A 24,794-nucleotide genomic window follows, 5' to 3' on the forward strand; every position below is an offset into this window, starting at 1 on the left:
CGCACTCTGTTTGAACCAACCAGGCTCCCCCAAGGGGAGCCTGGTTGCAGCCAACTGTTGAAGTAGAAGCACGCTCATGATTCTTGTGCCCCTCTGGTTTCTAGGAGCTGTGGCCTTTCTTTTTGGCGTCACGATAGGCAGTTTCCTTAACGCGGTTATCTATCGGCTTCCAAAAGGGCTGTCGCTTTTAGAACCTCGGTTTTCCATATGCCCGAGTTGTGGGCATCGCTTAAACGCCATAGACCTCGTGCCGCTGCTAAGCTTTTTGCTGCTGCGTGGCCGATGTCGCTACTGTGGAAAACACATCGCCTGGCGCTATTTCGGGGTGGAGCTGCTGACCGGTGTTCTCTTCGTCCTCATCGTGCTGCGCTTTGTGGAGGCGGGGACGCTTTTCTGCCTCGCCTTACTGGCGTATACGGCCGTGCTGATACCGGTTTTTTTTATAGACCTGGAAACCTTCACCATACCGGATACACTGAACATCCTTCTGTTCTGTATTCCGGTGGGGCTAGAGCTTATCGAGTGGGGACGACATACTCCCATCCATCCGTTTGTGAGGGGATGGCTGCCGGTTTCGGTGTGGGGCGCCGTTATCGGGGCGCTTATCTTCGGAATCATTCGCATTTTGGGCTGGCTGTGGAAAGGCATCGAGGCCATGGGATTGGGAGATGTGCTGTTAGGGCGCGGAATGGGCGCCATGCTGGCCTTGCAGGTGGCACGAGGCGAGAACCCGCTGCGTCTGCTGCCGGTGTGGGTGGTGCTGTCGAGCCTATCTGGCCTCATCGTCGGGCCTGTTTTAATCTATCTTCGGAGGCGCCGATCCCCAACTCCCCCCATAGAGTCCGCTCCGGTAGAGGGAGAACAAGAGGGCGAACTTGTAGGCCCGGCAGAGTATCTGCTGCACGAGATTTGGGCTGTGGTTTGGTGCTTGCTTCTAGGGGATCTCTGGGCGTATCTGCGCGACCTCTGGAAACGGTGGAGAGGGGAGAAAGTTCAGTATGAACACCTCGCAACCGGCGATTGGGTGCCTGCACCAACCGCCATTCCTTTCGGGCCTTTCCTGGTGATCGGCTTCTTTTTAGCGCTTTTTTGGGGCAATGCGCTCACCGATGCCTATCTCGCTTACGCATTCCCTCGGTGAGGAACCAAAAAAAGACAAATGTCGTCAAACTTCAACAGAGGCGTGCTATACTTCTGTAGAGGGAGTTTTTAGAGGAGCTTCGTGCCATGTTCGTGCCGTCTGTGCGCAAAAGTCGTTCGGCCTTCACGCTGATCGAGATGCTTGTAGTTATAGCGATTATCGCTATACTTGCTGCCATTCTGTTTCCTGTTATCAGCAGGGCCAGAGAGCAGGCTCGCGAGTCGACCTGCATGTCCAACCTGCACGATATCTATGTAGCCCTCAAGCTTTATGAAACGGACAATCACTCCTATCCACCGGTATTATGGCAGTTTGCCGGTATATCCGGCTATAAACCTCTATTTGGCGCCAAGCTCCTCAACAGTGACGCCACTTTCTCCTGTCCCGACAACCCCACCAACAACCAAACCCTTACCGTGAACCAAGTGGTCTATCCTGCAACGGCCAGCTCGACACTGGCGAACCAGCCGGTTGTCTACACGCCGCTTATGCAACACAACGCCGGCAACGCCGTGACTCTGCCGGTGGGGCAGAACGCCTCCTACTATCCGTTCGATTCCTACGATATCGGCCCGCAGTTGGATAGTAACGGCAACCCGGTGCGCAACGCCGGCGGCTACGTTTACGAACTGCACTACAGTTTGGACTGGACAGGTGCATCGGGGCCTGGGGATGCCCCAAATCAGCTCAAGTATGCCGAGACGGCAAACCCATCCCAAACCGTTGTTACCTGGTGTACCTATCATGCTGCGGTCAATGGCGCCGATAAAACGCTTATTATCCTGCTGAACGGTACGGCCAAGGCGGTGGATGCAAAAACTTTTGCTCAAAAAGGGCCGCTCAAATTCGCTCAGTAACTACGTCATTATCATGGTGAGTCCGATAGAAACTACAAAAAAGCTGCTATGAAGCGTTCCAGAGCACATAGGCAGCTGAATGGGGGATGAAAATGCCTGCAAAGTCGCACACAACTGCATCACGTGCTTTTACCTTAGTGGAACTTCTTACCGTTATCGCGATCATTGCCGTATTGGCGGCCATTCTGTTTCCGGTATTTGCGGCTGCACGAGAGCAGGCACGTCAAGCGACCACAATGGGCAACATGCACGACGTGTATGAGGCCGTTCGGCTCTATCATGAGGATGAGGGCACCTATCCGCCGGCTTTGTTTGGGTATGCCGAGACGGCGCTGACGAACGTTCAGCCGGGAATGCCGACAGGGGAACCTGCGCTGCCCGGTGACCCCATTGTGCCGATGGGGCAGGCGACCGAGTATTTTCAGGCCACGGGTGTAGGCGCCTACCTTTATCCCAACAAGTTGAAAGACCTGAACGCCTTCTTCTGCCCCGATAACCCGGCAACCAATCAAACGCAAGTGACGATCGCCTACTGGCCACTCACCTTAACAAATGGCCAACTGGTTCCGGTTACCTGGGTGCAGGGGAATAACAACACCAACCCACCGCCTGCCTGCCCTAACTATTCCGACCCAGATCTGCCGACACGGCAACCGAACGGGCCTAACCCTGGTGCCACCTATGTGGGGCAACCAAAACTGTTTTACGTGATGGATAGTATGGATATTGGCCCTCTGCTTGACAGTAACGGTAACTGGATACACGATGCCAACGGAAACCCGCTCTATGAGTATCACTATGCAGTAGACTGGACCCATCAGCTCTATAACCAGAAAAACGGCTGCGATACCACTGCTCAGGTTTCGGTATACGGTTTACCCTCCAACCCGCCGGTGGTGTTGAGCAATCAGTTAAAATACAAAAACCCTTCGCCGGAGACCACCGTCATCACATGGAACACCTATCATGCTGGCGTGGCGCATTCCGGCAACGTGATCGTGCTGTTGCTTTCCGGTACGGCACGAAAGATAAGCTTACAGCAGGCACAACAGCAGCTCCCTCTCAACTACCACTAAACTGTTTTTGAGGCTCGCCACGCTGCTTTGAATTTGTGTTAGGGGCGACCCATCGGGTCGCCCTTCCCTCTGGTAGGCATGAGGGCAGACAATCTCACGGTTCTAGAGCAAGTTCGCAGAATGAGCTTGTCTAGCTCGCCCCCTATCCCATCCTTTTCGTCTTGCAGACGGCGAAGCAGCAGCCAGAGAGATGGACGAGTAAGGCAATAGCATAGGCCGCTGAGGCGAGGGTAGGCCCTCTCCCCAATTGGGGGGCTGCAGAGACTGCCAATGCTGCGGCTCAAGAGGCCATTCAGCAAGCAAGTCTACTCTGTGCGCCTCCTATCCCGGCCTTTCCGTCTTGCAGACAGCGATGCAGCGGCCAGAGAGATAGACGAGTAAGGCAATAGCATAGGCCGCTGAGGGAAAAGGCGCATTGCGTAGCACCGTCGGCCTTGAGGGGGTGGGGACTTTGAGGGGCAGGGCGTCGGCCTTGAGCGCAGCACCGTCGGCTTTGAAGTACCGGTGAGATAGACACCTGTCATTTCGAGCCGAAGGCGAGAAATCTTAAGTTTTAATTCCCACAAGCTCCGAGGGGAAGGGTGAGGGGTTGCAGAAACTGTCAATCTCACGGTTCTAGAGGTGGTTTGTAAAACAAGCCTATCTTGTTCGCCTCCTATCCCGTCCTTTCCCCCGATTCGGGAGAAAGGGGGCGGTAATGGTTGGTTTCCGAAGGAAAGGTTATCACAGGAAACCGCTAGTAAGCTTACTGGTCTCCCCTCTCCCCAATGGGGGGAGGGGGAGGGCGTCGGCCTTGAGGTTACTCCTTAAGGAAGGGAAACAGGCCGCAAAGGCGCCGTCCGCGAGGATGCTCACCGCCTAGGTGCCCCTTTTCCTAAGAGGAGGAGTAGGGGCGAGGGCTAGAAAACGTGCTGTCGCGGAAAATCGGAGAGAAGCGGCAACATATGGAACAATTTTTTCGGTGTGGTAGTCTCAAAAGAAGGAAAATCGGGAGTCTAGGCAGAACTGTGCTAGCGCCGCCGTACCTACGCCCGGGAGAAGGCAAATTGACTATGAGACCGTCTTATTCCTGCAAAGAACCAACTCTGAAGTGGCCTGTGCCGTGGTCTCCTCTAAACACTCCAAGGGAGGCTTGCTCGCACAGACGCGGCTTTTCGCTTATCGAAACTCTGGTGGCGATGGTTATTTTGGCCATCGGCATTCTCTCGCTGGTCAGCCTTTTCCCCGGTGGTTTCGTGGTGCTGCAGCGCACCAGCGAAATGTCTACAGCGCAAATTCTGGCCAATGAGCAGCTCTCCGACCTGCGCCACATGGAAGGTCCTCCCATCGCCGTGCTCTCTGCGCTTCCAAAGGCCGATGGAACCATCCAGATTCTCAACGGCACGAACCCGGATGACCTCAGCCCGGCGACGGCGCAAGAGTTAACAGCCCTGCAGGCGCAGTACAACTTTACCTTACCCACCGGCTTTCTGCCCTACTTCTTCTCCGATGTTAACCGCATTCGCTATATTCAAGGGGAATCGTTTACCATCCCCGTGGAGGCCACAGGGGTAGGAGGATCCATCCATATTTTGCAGTATGGCCCGGTCTATAACGTGTTTCATACCGATAGCAACGGGAACCCCGTGGATAGTCTCAATGTCTATGGCCCTCCTATGACTCGGACCGTGGAGGACTCGCAACCCAATATCAACAACCCAAATCCTATCCCCGTGCTCAACTCGCCTAACGAGTACGCCATAGACTACACGCACAATCAGATCGCTTTCTATCCACGCCCGGCGCCTACTCCCACCGAAAATCGGCCCAATTTCCGCCTCTTTCTGATGCGCTATCAAACCTACCAAACGGATACGAACGGCTATCCGATTCCTAGCTCTTATCAAACCCAAACGGTTACCATTACGGTACCCGATATTCCCGCAGGTCAACCGCTGGTACCGATTTGGCAGCCGATCTTCCCAAACACGTCGCCACAGCCCAATATCGTTCCCTACAGCGATCAGGTAAGCCGTCAGTTTCGGCTTGTCTCCATGACGCCGGGGCCGAACCCGCCATTCACCGATGATCCTTATGAATATGCTTGGCTTAGCCCCCAAGAGCCGAACAATGCAAACCGAGGCGTGCTTATCTTTAATCCGCTGGGCCATGTCTCCTCCCCGACGCCTACCGCCAGTGGTACACTCACTCAGCCACAAAACCTCGTGGCCTATGTGGACTATTTGACGTATGATAACCACATTATTCGAGACGATTCGGTCATTCCAAGCCAAGCTCCCTACACCATTCGTCTCTCCCTAGGACACATTCTGTCTCAGGGCGATACCTTGCCCGATCAGACCACTTACAATGGCCTCTTTCATAACGACCCGGCGGATACCTCCCCGGATGATGCCGACCTGATCGTGCAGGATATGGATAACGGGCAGCAACTGTGCCGCATCGTGGCCGGGCAGAGCACACAGGGGAGCCTTGTGGCGGCCACTTTGGATGCAAAAAACGGCATTCTCACCTTCAGTCAGGCCGGAATCGAGAACAACAATCTTCAAAACGCACCTATTCGTATTTTCTATCGAGCCGATAGGCGTTGGGGGATGCAGATCCAAACGGCAAACCCCTATTATCAACTTGTAAGTAGTCCGACCCAAATCACCTCAACGACCTGCTGGGTGGGAGATGGCACCAACGGCTCTTCACCCACGCGCATCTACTTTGCGCTGAGTGAAGCCGGGAAAACGGTGACAATCGGCGAGGTGCACTATGCAACCGCCAATACGAACCCCAACGACCCCACAACCTACGGAGTTGTCCATAATGTGACCCTGCAGATCAGCGATGTTAATCGGGTGGATGTGGTGAATGGGGCGCGGTACGTTTACGCCGATATTAGCGATCAAATTCCGAATGCGACTGCCCTGTCGGCGGTGCCGACGGGGCGGGCGGTGGATTACGTGTCCGGCATGTCGGTGCGTAGCCGCGTGGTATGGAGTGACCCAGGCAATTCGAACTATATTCTGTGGCGACATATTGACCGCGACACGGTGTTGACGCGGCCGAGCGCGCAGTAGACCCCTCTGTTGCGTGGTATGAAGGAGCTGGAAACAATGGGTGGGATTCAACTAAAGAGGGTAAAAAGCACCGCGAACCATGCGTTCTCGTTGATTGAGCTGCTTGTGGTGATCGCCATCACCTCTATCTTGTTGGTGATCATCACGAAGCCTCTCATAGATGGTTTTAACCTTGTAAACCGTGCCAGCACGCAGATAGAGAGCCAGGATACGGCCCGTGATACCCTGCGGGAGCTGTCGGCTCAGCTATCCAACGCGGTTTTTGTCTACGACAACAACACACCGCAAACCAGGATCAACCTTTGGCTCTACGACATGAAAGGAAATCCCTACCTAACCTCTGTGCCCTATGGCCTCATCGAGTTTGTCTCCCCAGGCCTTCAAGGGGAGCAGGGCAACAATTCGAACCAGCCGATAGACCCGACCACCGGTCTGCCTATTGTGCCAGGCGCTCAGGTCTCGCTGCCTTTGGCGCCGGGTCGCACCATCACACGTTTCTTCATCGGCCTACACGATAATCGCTCCGGTGTGGATACCTCAGGCAATGCGCAGAGCGGCATGCCGGTAGATGGCCAAGGAAACTACCACGGCTATGCCAACCGCTGGACCGACCCCCAACTTGCCTCCAAAGACAACCGAATGACACTTTATCGGGTGGAGTTTACTCCCTATATTCCCGACCCGGATAACCCAAGTACCTTCATCCCTAATCTCTCTTTGCTGCATACGGGCACAAATCCTAGCGCGCCCACCGACTCCAAAACCGATCCGCTCATCCTAGACGATCCGAACTTTTTCTACGATGCCACCAAAGCAGGGGCGGGAGATACGGGCGACCCCAAATGGGGTGTGCCGGGATGGCAAAAGATAGCCGAACGGTATGGCATGCCCACAACGGTGGTCTATCGCTGGGAGAATTGGGCCGCCTTGGCACAAAACTTGATTCAGGCCAATAAAGGCGACGCCATCTACCTCGACAGAGATAACAGCGGCAACATCGTGTACGATGCTAATGGTCATCCAACGCCGCATCTCCTTATCAGCTTCGTGCCCTCCTCGGTGCAAAACGAGTCGGCAACACCGATGAGCGCGAGCGCTACCGGAGATGAGACGCCCTACTCGGCGCCTCCGCTTTATCAGGCGCGGTACGGGGCTTGGGCTATGCCCTATGGAGTTTCTGTCTATCGTTCGAGCACGCCTGGTGCCGATCCCCTTTCACAAAACCCACTTACCTACTTCCAGTACTATGTGGATGCTTTCGGCAACGGGCACATCGTGGCACAGACGGTCAGTCAGGGCGCTTTGCCACCCGACCCCGCAACGCTTACCGATATCGGGCCCGATCCGAACCCGCTCGGTTTCTGGACGAACACCAATGTGAAATTTGCTTTTGCCGTGGACCCGGCGTCCGGCCTTGTCAATTTCGCCTTTCCGCAGTGGGTGCTGAACCTTCAGAGTGGCTATAAGGGGCCGCAAGTCTACTTCCCGGCCGACATCAATGCGGGCTACGGCGGGACGTATAACTCACGCTATATTTTGCTGTCCGATCTCAGCGGCGCGCCGCCAGAAAAGGAGAATACCATCTCACCGCTCGGATACTTCCTGAATGCGGTGGGGGTAACGCCGGAGATCGTTCCCGGTAGTGAAGTGGTTGTCGGCCCTGATCAGCGTCCTGGCCCGCACTATGGTTACGCTATACAGTACACACGTGTGCCGTCGAGCCAGGATGTGATAGGGCCTAACCAGTATAAAATCAACTACATGCCGCTGCCCGGCTCTAATTCTAACGACCCGCGTTTAATGGTGGGGTATATCGCCTTCGATAACCAGCCGGAGACGTTACAGTCTGCTGGTGGCGATAACCCCCTCGCCGGGCTGTTCTATCGGAATAACCTGCCCACACAGAAGGTCGTCAACGGCCAAGATGTGCCTGCCGACCCGGTTCAGGTGAGCTATCAGTTCCAACTCAACGAGCCTTCGGATGTGGTGAAGGTGAGCTACCGTACTCGCAGCCTAATAGATGTGGTGCTGAGCGCGCGTCTGTTTGATCCCTCTTCGGCGACAGCCCAAGATACCAATCTCGTCTCTAAAGTGCGCGTACGGAACCTTCAGCGCTAAAATGTCTTCTAAATGAGTGGCTGCTGGCCAATATCATCATGAATTTCGAGCCGTTTTGGGTCGAATAGAATAAAAACCATGTCCAATCCGCAGATATCGCTCGATCGGGTTTTTAGGCGCCGCACTGCCGAGCGCGGTCAAACGCTTGTCATCGCCCTGGCGGTGATGTTCTTCTTGCTGGTGATCGGCGGGCTTTTCGTGGCCCGCATCGCCCGCAACCTCGTTGTTGCCGGTAACAGCCGCGATTCGGCGGAGGCACGGCAACTCGCTCAAGCCGGCTTGGACTACTGCAATACCATGCTTAATAGTAGCCTGGAAGGGGCGGATTGGCGCCCCGACCCCACTCCCCCTATCGGCCCTACCGACCCCGATTACTTCTGGCTGGTTCGCGGGTTTTCTCGTATTCCCATGAAGGGCGGACGCGCCCTGGTGCGTGTAGCCTACGATCCCAACCCGAATAATCCGTTGGGCCAAGCTCTCACCATCGAATCGGTGGGGCGTCCCGGAGAACTCCCCAACCCACCAGGCAGTGACCCAACCGTTTTCGTCCCAAACGGCAACTCGCCAACCCTGCGCAGCGAGCTGGTGGCCTATAAAGAGATCGGGCTGACGGACTACGGGCTTTACATTACCGGTAAAGACCGACGTACCGTGCCCAACTACGTGGGAACGCCCTCCATTGGCGCCTACCCGGCCACCGTGTTGGGCAACCCTATGCTGGGCTTTGCTCCGTATGCCAATGGGGCGGCACAGGTGGGCAACCAACGGTTTTCCATTTTCGGCTTTCCCATCTACTGTAACGGCGATCTCACCTTGGGAGGGGATACCTATCTCTATGAAAGCCATCGTGGGGGCAACACCGGCGTGGTTCAAGAAGGGGTGTTTGTGAACGGCAAAATTCGTGTAGCCTCCAACCATCCACAAGCTTTTTACTCTACTCTAGATGACACGGCGCTTCCTGCCTATCTTAACGAGCCGATCAATCTGCCTCCTACCCTGTTATCCCCGAACAATAACGGTGGGGCAGTGATACCCTCCGACGGCATTACGGTTCAGCAGCAAAACCTTGCATTCAACACCTACGGCGGCGTCATTCGTGACGCAGCAGGCTCCAGTGATGCCAACGGCTTTACGCGCAGCGTTCCCCGTCTCGACCCACCTAGCCTCGATACCGATCTCTATAACAGCAGCGACCTTCGCTATCGAGTGTTGACGAAAAACTCCGGTTTTTGGGTGAAGCTACCCAACGGCAGCCAGTTCAACACGGGGCAATATGGGTTAGGCTCCAACATCTACATTGATAATCAGAGCGATCTGCAAAAAGAGACGAGCGTGCCCGGTGTGAACGGCGGCTATTCGCTAAGGGCGAACTGGATAGACCCCGGTGCTGTGCATAACTACTGGAATGGGCCGTTCTATGTTCCGCCTGGAGTGGAGGTAACGCTGCTGGGCAACGCTATTCGGCTGACTCGGCATGATGGGAAAGTGTTTTATAATCCGGATGGTTCTTCCGCCGGCAGCACCATCACCATTCCGCTTTGGGACTACGCCAGAAAGCAGATGGGCTTGCCGCCTCTGCCGCATGATGGAGATGACCCTGCGGCGCGTCAAGCTGCCGGCTTGCCCCCTGTTGGTGGCGACCCGAATGCCTATGGGGTGAATCTCACCCTGTTTGCCGAGGGCAATATCATCGTTCATGGCGTCTATGGAGCCATCACGAACGTTCAGGATACGGCAGAGAGCGCTACGACGAGCAAGCTTGCGCGGGTTCATATCACTCTGGTCACCCGTGGTACGGCCTACATTGACGGCAGCGTGGTGGCCGGCGATGGCTATGTGGATTCGAATGGTGGCATTCATATGGAGCACGCCTCTACTTGTGCCATTCTCGCCGAGGACTACGTTTGTGTGAATACAACGCAGTTCATGCGCACCGTCTCGGCCAATGTCTTCAGCCGGGTGAACCCGGATTTGCCGATCTTCTCTACTCCGATCGGGGTAGGGAGCGAATCGTTGCCCTATTTGGACATGGAGTTTAACTGGGGAGTTAATCCGTCTACCTATACCTCCAATGGGAACCCCGTGCCCATCTTTCTCATGATGCGCCACGCGGCAACCGGTCCGAATCCTGCCTTTTTCAACCTTCTGGTAAACCCCGGCCTTACCAACAACCCTAACAACGCCCTCTATCTTTTCCCGTTCTTCTTGGGGTTTGGCAATAGTCCGTCGCCGACAGGTGCTTTGGGAATTCTTCCGCAGGTTCCGGGACTACCGCTAGATGATTCTTCTCTTCTACCGCGTTTCCAACAGATCGGACTGCTGATCAATGGCCCACGACCCAGCTATCCCGGCATCTTTTCATCAAATAACTTCTTTGCTCCTCAAAACTACCCGCCGATCAACGCACCGGGATACGATAATCTCTTGCGCTTCCAGTTCGATCAGACGGCGCAACAGCTTTCCGGTTCGCCGATCAGCGGGAGCGACTATCAGTTAAGCGCGGCGATGATTACCCCGCTCGATGTGCGCATCGAGGCCCTGCTTTATGCCCAAAACCGCTCCTTCTTCGTGATACCGGGCTACGCCTTCAACCCGGATGCCAACGATTCTCGCTCGGCCTATCTGGCGCGCAACAATGTGCGTGTCTCTTATAACGCGCAAGATGTCGCGGATGTGGCCAATTCAACGCCCTCGGCCGAACGCGCCTCGAAGGATGTGTTTCCCTTCTACGATGAGCCGCCCGACGTGCGCATCACCATTTGGGGAGCGATAGCGGAGAACTATGCGGCCTCGGAGGGCGATCAGGCGGCCTGGATGCATCGCTGGGGCTATATCCCGCAATACTATGGCTCGACGGCCTACTACCAGAATACGGCGGCACGTGTTCAGGTGCCCGACGATCATCTCTTTAATAGGGATTTCGACGACCCGAACGCGCCCTTTGAGGGCTACGATCCGGGACAGGATAATACCATAGACTATCGCACTCCGCTGGAACAGCAGAACGCCAACTACCTGCAAAACGTCACCGCCAACCCGGCTCTGGCCATTACCAACGGCCTGCGCTACGAGTACGCACCGATCTTGGCCATGCCTTACTATCGCGCTACCGACCTTACTTTGGCCAACTCGGCGCTTCTGCGGCGACAGAGAGCTTTGCGGGTGAACATCATTCAAACGACGGGCGCCGACGGCACTGCCTATACATTCGTTCAGACCTTGCCGCCGATACCCGATCTGCCCGTATGCCCCAACTATCTTTATGCGGGTGAGAACTCGACAAAGATCGGGTCTGACCCGACGGATACCGATAACTTGGGCTACCTTACCGCTTTTGGAGGATAGGTGGTTGCCATGCGCACCGAAGAGGGCATTGTGCTCGATAAGGATAAACCGACTATGAGATGCAAGATATCTCCGCTACAACATGCTATGTGGATGGGGCCGGTTCTGGGGATATTAGGCCTTATCTTGTCTTGTCCTAAGGCGATCGCCGATGCCACACGCTACACCACACAAACCCGGCAGATCAAGGCTTGTGTGCTTGTCTCCAACGCGACTTCGCGGGTGGTGAACGGACAGGTCATTAAGAACGATCCGGTTCCTTATCTCTTCTATGCCCTTGATGCGCGTAGCGATTATAAACCGGCGGGTTGGCAGTTCGTCAACCCATTAGCCCCCTCCACGATTACTCAAGACATCTATAACCGCTGGTTGGCGCGGCAGATCAATCCCGACCCGGCCTTCCAAAACGGCACCCCCCAGTCGCTTATCTTTCGTGTGGGAGCGTCGGTTAGCAAAAATATGGGCGCCTATTGGGAGGAAGACCTCGACACGATAAGCCAGCAGGCGCTCGACAGTTACGACATCGCGTTTCTCCCTCTGCAAGGTAGCCGATTGGGGTCGGGAACCATTCAATTCGATGAAAACGAGGTCGAGAAACTCCGCCAGTTCGTCGATTCGGGCGGCATCCTTTGGATAGAGAACGATGGAGCTACCGGCTTCACTTCGGACGGTGGCAACTTCCTGTTTCCGTTGCAACTGACCGCTGCAACCGACAGCCCTGGATTTAATATTTTGCAGCCCCTATCCACCCTCTTCAACGATCCCTATCCGCTCTCTGTTGCGGATACGGTCAACTTTGTGCATACGTTTAGTGGCAATATTTTCGCTGCCCTAGGTGGAGGGCTTGTAGACCCGCACACAATGGCACCGATATTGGGCGCTTCGGCTCCGTTTGTCTATGCGGGCAACTATGGGGCAGGGCATATTCTGCTTTCCAGCGTTGGCATCGCGGCGGCAATCAATGCCGCTCTGGGTGCCCCAAATCCTACCAATGTTACCGGCAGCGCCAACGATGGGGCCGTTAGCGGTGATACCGTGATCGCCGCTCCCACCACACCGCTGAAGTTCGCCTACAACGTTGCCGCATGGACAGGGGCGATGCCGGCAGCGAACGCCAACTCCCATCGCGATTCGTCCACCCAAGAGATCATCGGGGCGAACTTGGAAACGGCCTGGTCTACCGTGCCCCTGAACAATCCTCCCAACCCAGGCTCCGGAGTGGCCATTGACCAAAACGTTGCCGCCTATGTAGACGGAAATAACGGACTTCATGTTTATAACCTGCATCCTGGACAAGCCTTAACGGGTTATTCCCTTTTTGCGGATAACGGCATTCCCGACTTCGTGTATGGCACCCCTTACGATGAGATATGGAACACCTTTTTGGGCGCAAACAGCCGCTACTCCACACCTCTGTTGGCATCGGTGACAAACCCGGCCAACGGCCAAACAGTGGAAGTATGTGCAGTAACCAACTCTTTGGGGGTGACCGGTGTGTTTAACGCGCTGCCCGGTTTTCCCGGCCCTCTACAGTCCACATCGCCGTTGCTGTTTCAGGTCGGGCAGGCCGGGCAGGCCAACACGGCCATTGATGACACGGCCTCGCTGCTCGATCCGCTGCCGGTTCCCGGCCCTGCCTACGCCGGAGGGGTGCTGTTTGCACCGGTTTATGACAATGCCAACAACGATGCCGGCCATGCCTGGCACGTGGTGGCCGTAGACCTGCTCGGCTCGATCTCCGCAGGACAGGTCGTCAACGCCTTTTCCAACAACGCCAATGGAGTGGCTCCTTCTGTGGCACCAAGCGCTTTGGCCAACGGATTGAGCGACCTGGTAGGGCCGCTGACGGTTGGATGGGTACCCGACCAGCAGACCGGGGCGGAAGATGAGGTGGTCTATGCTGCGGCACAGGCCGAGCCGAACGGAACGCCGGCGTCACAAGGACAACTGGTAGGGCTTTGGTTCGCAACCAAAAATGAGCCTCTGCAGCCGGTAGACCAACCTCAGAACGGGCTTAATTATAAGTTTGAACCGCATGGAGCACGAGCCTGGGTGCCGTGGTACCTTACACCACCGAGCGGTGCCAACACGCTCGATTTAACACCGGTGGTGCACGTTACCGAGACTGATACGAACACCGGTAATGTGATAGATGTAAAGACCTATCATCTAAGCGACGGCGTTTTTACGGTGAGTTATAACGGACCTACGCCACCCGATGGAACCGGCTCGCCGAGTGGACATCAGATCATGGTGACCTTCAATCCCAACAACGGGATTTTGCTGAACGATACTCAGAACCATATCGTTCGCACGGTCAGTGTGGACTATACGCTTGATTGGCCGGGCGATGCAATTAACGGGTTAAGCCCAAGCCAACAAGATATGCAGCTTGTCGTGCAGCGGAGGACGTTTACGCTCTACCCGGAAAGCTCCGTCTCCTCTCCACACTATCTCATAGGTGGGGCTGTGCTTGATGACCAGGGGGCGGCCATCTTTGCTTCCTCACCGCAAGGCCTTACGGACAAGGTGATGATATCGGGCAATCCGCTACCCGATCGTATCTACAGCGTTATCGGCCAATACTCGACGTTGAGCGGCCCCGCCTCCGGACAGGTGGTTAACTGGATGTTCTCCCCCATGTACGGCGGCACTTTCGACGGCAACACCATTCGCCCGAGGCTGGTCTATACCGATCCAACTACCAATGCCCAGGCATCCATCGTGCAGTTTCGTGTGGTGGGGCAGCCCGCGCTTCTGAACGGTACGGTGTATGTGGTTGGAGTGGCTGCGGATGCCAATGGGGATAAGTTCACTGCCATTCTCGCGCTCAACAGCCAGATCAACCCTGTGGTACCGTTGAACCCACCGATCCTGTACAAAACCTCAGCGACCGCCGCACCCGTTCAGTTGGAGGTGCAGCAGCCCGATTTTGTTAACTCCACCACCTCACCCGCCTATATCACATTGCCGGCCGGTACCGGCTACACGCTGGATACGCAGACGGATGCGCAGACCGGGCAGGTTTTTGCCACGGCCATCCATATCCTGAATATGCGCCCGGTCAACGGCATTGATGCCTTTAACACGGCATTGCCCATCTTTATCTCGTTGGGCAATACAGGGGTGCGTCAGGCAATTTATGGCAGTAACGGCTTCGGGCCGCTCGATAACTTGGCCTGGTACCTGCTTATTCCCAATTTCGGCACTCAGGCCACTCCGCTTCCTGCTTCGGGGCCAACGGTTGCCGCGCAAACGCTCTACTACGGTACGGTAGATGGGCGCATCGCTGCCGTAGATTTGAACGCCGCTCAACAAGGCAAAATCAGCGTTCATGTCATCACCACGCTTACTGATCCGAGCACCGGAAGCCCGGTTGCCCAGGTTATGATCAATCCTCCGGCTGCGGCTCAGGGCATCGTGGCCGTGGGGTCGGGTGCCGGTATCGCCGCTTTAAACAACCAGTTGACGGTGATCGCCGATGCCAATCGTGTTTTGGAGGTAGATGCCAGCGGGAGCGCCGTTTGGAGCCTCAACACCACGCAGGCGGTTTCCACAAACGGAAACACGGTCAGCGCTGTGAGAGTACCTTTCCGGCAACCCTCCTCTATCGGTACGTTCGGGCGGGGCAACTACGTGGTGGCCGATTCGGGCAACAATCGCGTCGTGGTATTCGACCCATCGGGCACCGTGTTGCAAGAGATAACGACTTTTAACAATGACATCCAAGCGCTTCGCCCCGGAGAGCCGCTCGCCCTCAATCATCCCACCGATGCTCAAATCTATACCGATAGCCAAACCAACGGTACCATTACCATCCTGAGCCGGCTCACAGGGGTTACCTACACCTACACCGGCCCCTACTATGCCGTTCACTACGTGATCGCCGATGCCGGAAACTATCGCGCTATTGAAGTGGTGGATGTGTTTAATCCCAATACGGGACAATACATCCAATTAACACCGAATAACTCGAACTATCCGGCGGTTACCATGTATCATCAGGTGATCTTTACCACCCGCTCGTTGGGGGAACAAAACGGCAGTTTTCGCTATCGAACTATACAGCAGTTTGTAGACCCAACCAATCCGAACCAGATTGACATGGTGGCGGCGGTGAGCGATGTGAGTTTACCAACGGTTTCCGGTGGACAGACGGTTGCGGATTCTTCGGATAACCAGGAGGGGCTGGGAGGCGCCTTAATGATCTTGTCGCGCTACAACTATTTCGGTCCGAACGGGAATACCGATGGAAATGTGATCGCCTCCATCAGCCAGCTTAAACTCTATAATGCGCAGGGGCAGTTCGTCGCCTATGTGCCGGTGAGCAATCCGGTTTACTTCCATGCCTTTCCCTACACCGATCCGAAAACGGGTAATCGTACGATTCGCTATCTGCTCGCAGATAATGCCGGGTGCTACGAGTTGGCGCCGGATGCCGATGGCAAAAACCTCGACATCGTTTGGCAGCTTACGGATGCAGATTATTACTATCTCACGGGGCGGCATCTCCATGCCGTAAGCATTCAGCGCCTGTCGCAGGGCGATTATAGCTCTGTGTTGGGGCAGTTTGTGCCGCACTATCTCATTACCAATGCCTACACCGGCCCGGACAACGTGGTAGAGGCTTTTGGAAACTACCCAAACGTGCGGGATGGTGAGGTGCATGGAGAGGTCTTCGAGATACGTGGGATAGACTATTATACGACGGCAACGGGGCCGAACGGTACCTATAACGGATATCAAAATGCAGGAAGGCTCTATGCTCCAGGCCCCGGACCGACACCTTTCCAAAATCAGACTCTGCTGCTTGGCAATCCGTTGAGTAGCATCGTGCGCATGGTGCCGCATGAGACCTTAATCCAGTCGGATGCGGTGGGGAATCTACTGCAACTGCCTATTTTGCGCAGCATAAGCTTTACAGGCAGCGCTGCTTCGAGCTTTACGTTACAAGATCCAAAAGCAAGTCTTCAGCCTTAGGAAAAAGATGAGGGAACGAGAGATGAGGCACAAGAGTGCGCTCTCCTTTGGGATAATATCACTGTGCGGGTTGCTCCTCGCTTTGGCGGCGATGGGGGCACACGCTCAGTTCGCCTTTACCAACGACGACTGGACGTTAGACCGTGGTGCGCTAACGCTGGATGCCAATAACAATGGGCTTGCGTTGCGCCAAGGCTATAACAACTTCACCGACCTCGCCAACCAGCCTTTTCATGGCCTTCCACGGTGGGTATGGCCTACCGGCGTAGACCTGCTCGGCGCACAGAACGGTGGTTCAAACCAAACCTCTGGCGTCTCCGCTCTCAATCCCATCATCGTGGATAACCCTCCTGGATTTCCAGGAAATAAGGAGATTTTTGATCCTAACGTCACCCAGAACGCCCTTTCGGTGTGGAATACGAACGTTTTTACCGTTCCTCCCATAGCGCAGCGGGTGCCGCAGGCCGGCTTCTCTTTTGGAACCGACCCCACCGACCCCAACAACTTCGACTACGGCATCGCCACGCCGCAGCCGGTTACCATTACCTATACCGGCTCGAACGGCAGCACGGTGACGGCAACAACAGACCAGCTAACCCAGCTGCCCTATGTTCCTCCTCAGCTATACGCTGCGGTGAACAACGCGCTCAATAATGCCCAGCCGGTAGCCCAATGGACTATGGGGAACCCCATACTCCCCACTGCCCTACAAGGGGTTACCCTGAACTACACCGTGTCCATCTGGTCTCCAGGAGATGGGACTTTAGATGCCAACGACGTTCCTCATCCCGATCTCAAGCACGCTTTTGTGCGGGTAAGCTGGTTTCACACGGTTAACGGCAATACCATCAACAACACCGGCACTCCGGGCGGAGGCGGAGTTTACGATGTGGTTAACAGCCGTATCTACATGATAGACCTTTCCGGCGGGCCGGGCTGGCGCGTTATCGGCCCCTATGCGGCTTCTAGTACTACATCGGTGACACCTGCCGTCTTTCCTTATAACAGCAACGACCCTACCAGCCAGATCGTGGTGACCCTTTACGTGCTCACCCCGGATAATCCCAACGATACCTCCCTCTATCTTCATCCGCCCTACGTCACCGCCGACGCTGTGGAGTTTGTGCCGCTTGGCATCGCCAACACAGGGAATAATGGCGGCGCCATTGCGCAGTCACCTCTAGGCCCCATCAGCGCTCAAGGCCGTATTCTTGCTCCGGTGGTTGGTAGCAACAAAGTGGTTACAAACCCCAACGATCCGGAGTTTGGAAAAACCGTTTACTACGTGGCACGTGAAGAGGCAATTGCGAACACACCACCTACGTCACCGGTAGACCCAACACAGACGCCCCTAACGCCTGGCAACGATGCTTACACCACTTTCACCGTACCGGTATTCTACTGTCTCAACAATGAAGACGGCATTCAGATTGTAAACGGCCAGCCCCAAGAGCTGCCCTCTAAAACCCGTGTGCGCTGGCGCTATGTGGCGCTACCGGATGCGGGGACGGGTACCTGCACGGCCTCACCTCTGCTTGCCAATGTGCGCTGCCGTGATGGCAAGGTTCGCCCGATGGTCTACTTTGTGACCACTGCAGCCGGCGGAGCTTTGGGGCATATCTACGCCCTGGACCCGGTTGGAAATAACCCCTTCGGCCCAGACCCCGGCGATCTGTCCACTCGTACCACAACGGCCTATTGGGTCTATCCGTCGGTGCGACCCCTGTTAGGAACGGCAAATGAGCCACCCAATGCGCCGGCTCAGTGGGAAGACCCCAACTTCAGCCTTCCGGCAAATACGGGGGCTTATAGCCGTACCGGCTATCCGGCCTTCAGTTTCGGGCCGGATCAGCCCACCGATTCGGGCGGCCACCTCATCTACGATGGAGATATTATTCCCAATCCCAACACGACGGCGGCGGCCACGACCCCCTACATCGTGCGTAACGATACACTTCTCACCATGACGGGAATGACTTGGACGCCCACGCTAGTAGACGACCCCGATAACCCGAATGGGCCCCAACTGTTGATCGTAACCGCACAAGGATCGGATAGTGGGCATGGGCGTGTCTATGCCTTCGACGCCGGGGGGCGTGGAGATTTCGGCACGATTAACGTGAATAATCAGCAGTTGGCCGTTGCAGGAACGACCCAGCGCATCTGGACATGGCCACGCTTCGGCGCCGATACCTTCCATAGGGTGAATACACCGAGCGCCACCGGCGGATTTAACATGGCCGACAACTTTAGCGATGAGCCGCAAATCGGGTTCCTTGCTGGGTCCCCTATGTACGACCCGAACTATGCCGGAGGAACTGCCGAGAAGCCTCTGGTCGTGGGCGCTTCCGATGGCCATGTCTACGCCATCCTCGCTCATCACGACACGGTTCCCAACGTGAACGGCACTCAGGTGACTTACGATAATACAAAGCGGCTCTACTGGACCTATCCTTCTACGGCCGGCCCTGGGTTGGGGGCAGCACCCAGCACCGTTGCCTTCTACCAACCAACAGGCTCCAATAATCGCTATCTGGTGTTCACCTGCGACACTCCTGATGGGGGTGGACGGGTCTATGCACTACCCGAAGCGACGCCCAACGGACAGACCGTGCCCTTTACAAATCAATTAACGTGGGTCTTTCCGCCAACGCCCGATCCACCGAATCCAGACCCCAATAACCCCAATGGAACGGCACCGTTTGTGCCCGGTTTCGGGGGCAATGCGCCCGTTCCGGTCAACAGCGGTCTGCTTCCACAGGGAACTTTGCCTTCCGACGTGATCTATGTGGTGCAGAGCGACGGGACGGTAGACGGCATACAGGTGGACGGCAATGGCTTGAATCCAAAGCTCTACGCCACGAATATCCCTCAATCGGGCTTCGTCTTTTCATCGCCGATCATAGCCCAACTCCAGGCCGATCCATCGGAGGGACTGCTAGATGGCACCACCTTAAGCTATAACGTACCCTATCCTTGTCTCGTCTATTCTGACGATACGGGCAACTTCTATGGAGTGGGCCTCCAAGCTTATAACGATGGCAACGGCAATATCTTCTTGCCGCTTATATGGAATCCGCCTACAACTTCTGGTAGTGTACGCTCTGCCGCCTCGGCGTTGATCAATAGCTACATTGTGGAGGGCGACGAGGGCGGACAGGTAACGGCATTTACAAATGGAACGGGAAATAACGGTTTAGTAAGTCCATTGCCGTCTGTTGAGCTGCGTGGCGGCGGGAACGACCAAAGCCTGGTGGATATTGATATTCGTGGCGTAGATTACTTCGCGCAGAACGTATGGAACACCTTCTGGCCGAATGGAACCACAGGAACCCCCTTTAGCGCGAACGCCCTTGTTGGCCAAGTGCCGGACGGTACCAATGGCCTCGCTGTAGACTGGGGCGACCATCTCTATGTGGCGGCATGGGGAGTCTACCATGCGGAGCCTCAGCAGCCTGGGTTGACGGCCTACGGCACCGCGCCGCCGCGCATAACGGTGACGTTCCGCATTGATGTGCCGCGTGGCAACCGAACCATCACCGTTCAGGTGCCTGCCACCACCGCCAATGGGCAGCCTGCCGGTTGGCCTGGCGATGCCGGTGCCGGAAACCAGCAGTTTACTATCTGGGGTGATGACCCCAACAATCCGCCTCCTAACTCGCAGAACGGCGCTTCGGGTCTGCTTACCGGCCCCACACACTATGTGTTTCCGTGGGTGGCAGTGGCCTCTATTCCGATTCAGCCGGATGCGAATAACCCGGTAGCCCCCGGCATATCCGGCTACCGGGTTTCGGCTCGCGCCCATATCGAGCAGAACGTTGTTTACAAAAACGGCAACCAAACTATCAACTACACGCCGGCTCGTTTCGATTCACCGCTCTTTTTCGGCGGACAACGGGATGTAAACGGGGCCGACCATGGCTACATTTTAGGCAATTTAAGTCGTGCCTTACAAAGCTCTCCGAATAACATCGCGGCTCGTGGACGGCCACGACGCGTCTACATTACAAACCCGTTGGCGCTTACCGTCGCCGGTACAAACCCGTCCGGTTCAGGAAGTGCCGACCAAACAGGCAGCAACATCTTCAACATCATTGGTTGGGCGCCGGCGGCGGATAATCCCAATATCACCATCAATAACATCGCCGAACTACTTGGCAACGGGGCACAGACCGGTTGGATAGGCAACTTCGGTGTAAAGTCGCTCTTTGCCCCACTTGATATGGCCGTAGATGGCAACAGCGTGCAGTATCGTGGCATAGATGCAAACGGGAACCGAGTTCCGGCGTTTTATGTGGAGGATAGAAGCGCTTACCAGTTACTTACGGGGAGTCCGCTCAACATTATTGTGCAGATGCCCTCGCTAGTTTGGTGGGGCGGACCCAGCTCGGTGATGAACCCGCTGCCTTGGGAGCAGCTTCCCGGTGACGGCACAAGCACGCCGGATTACCCGGCCATTGCGGCTTCCAATGTCTCTATCGTAGGGCAAAACGGGGTGGATGCTACCCGTGCTGCCTTGCCTTTGCCTGCTCCCGCATTGCCTAGTGGAGACAATAATGTGGCCGACCGCAACCCCACACCGGAACAGCTGAACCTTACGGTGAACGTGCCGAAGTATCAACCGGCCAATGTAAACCGCGGCATCGTGCAGACTGCCTTCGGGAATTTCGGCGACTCGTTTACGAATGAGGCAGGGCAGGTGCTCGGGGCGCTCGGTTCGCCGGTGCTCGGTCCCATCCGCACATTCAACGATGGACAGCCGCCGACCACGCCGGGAACAGGTACTTTCCCCGCTTTAGGCTACATCGCCCAGAGGGCACAGGTGGTTGTTCAGTTGCCAGGGCGGCCTTTGCGACCCGGGGTCTTTAATGGATACAATCGCGCAGAAATCGAGGAGGCGCGCCGCCAGTTCAACCTTGGCATGTGCGTGGCACCTTCGTTCCGCCTCCATGTGGAGGGCGCTGCACTCGATTTCGGCAACGTGCCGGCAGGCACGGGCTACTCGCCGGTTAACAATAACGGTGTGCATAGCATTCCGTTTGCCCCAACGGGGACGGCACCTTATGCCAATACGGTCTCACCGTGGGACGACCCAAAGCAATTCGGCGAGTTTTTCCAACCGTTCACCTTGATGAGCGACAGCAACGTGAACCTCGTGGATTTGCGCATCGCCACGCTGATCGGGCAGCCCGGCTCTACGTTCAGCGCTGCCTCCCTAGCCCCTGGCCTCGCACCTTCCACAGGGGCCGCCGTGGCGCAAGGGCTACAGAGCGATCAGGTTGACCAACTATTCTCCTCCTGGCTGCTTGCGCCCCCCTTCGGCTCTGCGAACAGCCCCATTCCCACGCCGGGAACGGGCAACATCGGGATCGTTTCCTCGTTTGACCATCCCTACAACAACGGCCAGGCGAACCTGAGCGACATCCTGTTCTATCCGATCCCCAATCCGTTCTGGACGCCAACCAACGGACTGCAGCCCTATCCCACGCTGCACAAACCTCTGCCCGGAGATGCGCAGGGCACGGTGGCTACCATTCCCGATGTGCCGCATGGCTATGTGCCGAGCGGTAACGGTTTGAAACCTCAGCCGCCAAAGCTCGGCATCGCCGTCCCCCTCGGCACACCGGTGGGAACCTACGTAGGAACGGTGGTGCCCTATGAGGATGAGATGCCGTTACAGTGGCGGGAATGGCTGGCCACATCGGGGAGTAACTATGGCAGTAGTGCGTTGGCCGGCAACGATGACGATATTTTGAATACTAATCCTGTAGGGCAAGCGCTGGAGGCCTACGCGAATCCGGACATTCAGGTGAAGGTAACTGTGGTGCCGAACCGCCTTACAGGGGGAACCACGCAGGGCAGCTTGAGCCAGATAGATACGGTGAACTTTGCTGCGCCGAACAACTTGGGCAAATCCAGCCCGAGCGCTACCTTGCCCACCGGTTTCAATATGCTGCCGGCAGCCGTTCTCTATCCCGCAAGCGATAATACCAGCGGCCTCTATCTCTACTGGGCCTCTAACTCGCTGCGCGGCAATACGGCTCCAGGCCCTACAAGCCCATCCGATATTCTCTACAGCTGGCTTACCATGCCCTACCTTAATCTAGGCTCGTTGGGTGGGGTAGGATACATGAGTTTTGCTCAGTTCGGCCAACCGAATCAGCAGCAGTGGTGGAATCCCATGACACCTCTGCTGGATATAACCAATACCGGATTACTGCAGACGTTCTTTCCTTCTACCGGTGACAACACGGTGCCCGGTACCCCGATACCGGGTACGGTGCAGTTTGCCAGCCCCGCCATAGCGACAGCGAACGATGTGGATGCCAACGGCAACATTACCGTGGGGCCGCCTAGCGACAACGAAGCCTATCTCTTCTTTGCAGGCCAGGTACAAAAACAGACGGCGCCAAACCAGGAGGTTACCGAAATGCGGTTCTTCTGGCAGCCCTTGAGCACAACCTATCCCTACGTACCACAGGGAACACCGAACTTTGTGCCCGGAAATCCCTATGTGCCAAAGTACGACCCTGCCCCACTGCTGGTAAAGCTGGCTGCCGATAGCGGACGAAACGTTCCTGCTCAGAAGCTCCTCTATCTGTTCTACTCGGTTGGGCGCCAAGACCATACACAAATCTACTACAACTTTAACCTAAGCACCAGTCTGAACGGCTCCATCTCGCAAGCGGGTTGGCAACCGGATGGGATTCTGTTGCCCACGCCTATCACCTTAGGGCAACAGAGCCATCCGTCGGCTATCTATCGGCGCGTCTATGCGCAAAATCCGTTCAATACAAGTTCGGATGTGCGCGTCTTCGATGCCATAGACCTCTACTTTACCGGTGTGTTGCCAGGTCGCGGCGATCATGCCGAGACGCTCATGATCCGGTACGGAATATATCGTGGGGAGAACTTAGGCCCGAATGCTCCGGCTATGGTGCCCGGCCAGCTCTTCGTGTTGCCGCTGCCTCCGGTAACGGATGAAACACTGACCCGAGCGGGGGCTACAAACCATTTCGTCTCACGCGATGTGGGTTGGTATATCGGCTACAACAATCAGCAGCCGTTTAGCAACGTCCAGCCCTACATTTCCCTGGAACGGATTGACCAAAACGGCAATGTGCTTCAGTTGTTGGCGGGCCCAGGCACCTTTGATCCCGCTTCGCAAACAATCACCTATAATTCAGCCCTCGGTGGACGTATCGTCGTTGACCCACAGTCTGGCATTGTACGCTTCCCGGATGTTCCTCCGAAAAGTACCGATATTGTTCGGGTAAGCTACATTCCACAGGTCATGCGGCTGAACACCAGCCGAGACGATAGCAACCTGGTTGTTGCCGGCGGTTATGGGAATATCCCAACCAACCCGCTGCCGCCGGCCTTCCAAGCGCATCCTGCGGTGGATACGGTGGGCATCAACACCGCGCCGGAGGTGCTGCTGGATCGCAGCCCCAACCCACGCCAACTGCTTACTAATCCAACCGTTGTGTTCGATTCTAAGGGGAACCCGCTAGGAGCCAATGGGCCGGCCATGCTTACGGATAGGCTGTGGCTGTTCTACCATAAAACAGACGTCACGGGCAAAACGAAGTCGGCCGTCTACTTCAAGACGATGCGCCTGATGATCAAGCTGCCCTACCCGGTAGCAGTCGCCAAAAACAACAATGGAGTTACCCAGATAGTAGGTCTTACGGTAACAGGGGCTAGAGGGCCTTATGAGGTAGACTGGCAGCGTGGACGTATCTACTTCACCGAAGCGGATGAGGGCAACCAGGTACAGGTGGCCTATACCTACTACAATCCGGCTACCAACACCACGGCAAACTCCGGCACGCTAACCTATCAGGTCGCCTGGGGAGATGAGATGAGCGACACCCTCGGCAACGATGTTTACGAGGCGCCGTTGCCGGTAAATGGGGCTGTTAACGAAGGGCAGATCGCCGTGTTAAAAGACCCGTTGATGAACCGGCTTTGGGTGTTCTGGGCAAGTACCCGCGCCGGCACAACCGACCTCTACATGGCCGCTCTCGCGCCCAAATTTTATCCAGACCTGGTGGGGCAGTAAACAGTTCCGCTTCGTGTATTGGGGGTAGGCCTTGTGCCTACCCCTGCGGACTTTTGGCTCTACAAGCCCCCACCCCCCCGCCCCTCCCCCAACTTGGGAGAGGGGAGACCAACAAGCTAACTTGCGGTTTTCTTTGCTAAGCTT

Annotated in this window: 8 protein-coding genes; all 8 read left to right on the forward strand. The window is 56.1% G+C overall.

Going from position 1 to position 24,794, the window contains the following annotated elements:
- Positions 1 to 76 precede the first annotated feature (76 nt).
- The 8 genes from VKV29_RS08920 to VKV29_RS08955 all read left to right on the forward strand — a co-directional run bounded on the left by VKV29_RS08920 (position 77) and on the right by VKV29_RS08955 (position 24,650).
- Positions 77 to 1,141, forward strand: a complete 1,065-nt coding sequence (locus tag VKV29_RS08920; RefSeq protein WP_324200959.1) for a prepilin peptidase — start codon at positions 77 to 79, stop codon at positions 1,139 to 1,141.
- An 86-nt stretch (positions 1,142 to 1,227) separates the two neighbouring features.
- Complete coding sequence (locus VKV29_RS08925) at positions 1,228 to 1,998, forward strand: type II secretion system protein (protein ID WP_324200960.1); 771 nt, start codon at positions 1,228 to 1,230, stop codon at positions 1,996 to 1,998.
- Positions 1,999 to 2,090: 92 nt separating this feature from the next.
- A complete protein-coding gene (locus VKV29_RS08930; RefSeq protein ID WP_324200961.1) occupies positions 2,091 to 3,074 on the forward strand; it encodes a prepilin-type N-terminal cleavage/methylation domain-containing protein in 984 nt (327 codons plus the stop codon).
- Between the two features lie 1,052 nt (positions 3,075 to 4,126).
- Positions 4,127 to 6,142: a prepilin-type N-terminal cleavage/methylation domain-containing protein gene (locus VKV29_RS08935; protein WP_324200962.1), complete on the forward strand. Its 2,016-nt coding sequence runs from the start codon at positions 4,127 to 4,129 to the stop codon at positions 6,140 to 6,142.
- Positions 6,143 to 6,178: 36 nt separating this feature from the next.
- Positions 6,179 to 8,260 (forward strand): prepilin-type N-terminal cleavage/methylation domain-containing protein, encoded by a 2,082-nt coding sequence (locus VKV29_RS08940; RefSeq protein ID WP_324200963.1) that lies wholly within the window; start codon positions 6,179 to 6,181, stop codon positions 8,258 to 8,260.
- 78 nt (positions 8,261 to 8,338) lie between these two features.
- Positions 8,339 to 11,605: a hypothetical protein gene (locus tag VKV29_RS08945; protein ID WP_324200964.1), complete on the forward strand. Its 3,267-nt coding sequence runs from the start codon at positions 8,339 to 8,341 to the stop codon at positions 11,603 to 11,605.
- Positions 11,606 to 11,614: 9 nt separating this feature from the next.
- Positions 11,615 to 16,585: a hypothetical protein gene (locus VKV29_RS08950; protein ID WP_324200965.1), complete on the forward strand. Its 4,971-nt coding sequence runs from the start codon at positions 11,615 to 11,617 to the stop codon at positions 16,583 to 16,585.
- Positions 16,586 to 16,607: 22 nt separating this feature from the next.
- Positions 16,608 to 24,650 (forward strand): hypothetical protein, encoded by an 8,043-nt coding sequence (locus VKV29_RS08955; RefSeq protein WP_324200966.1) that lies wholly within the window; start codon positions 16,608 to 16,610, stop codon positions 24,648 to 24,650.
- Positions 24,651 to 24,794: the final 144 nt, after the last annotated feature.

Source organism: Chthonomonas sp., from assembly GCF_035294165.1.
Lineage (GTDB): Bacteria > Armatimonadota > Chthonomonadetes > Chthonomonadales > Chthonomonadaceae > Chthonomonas.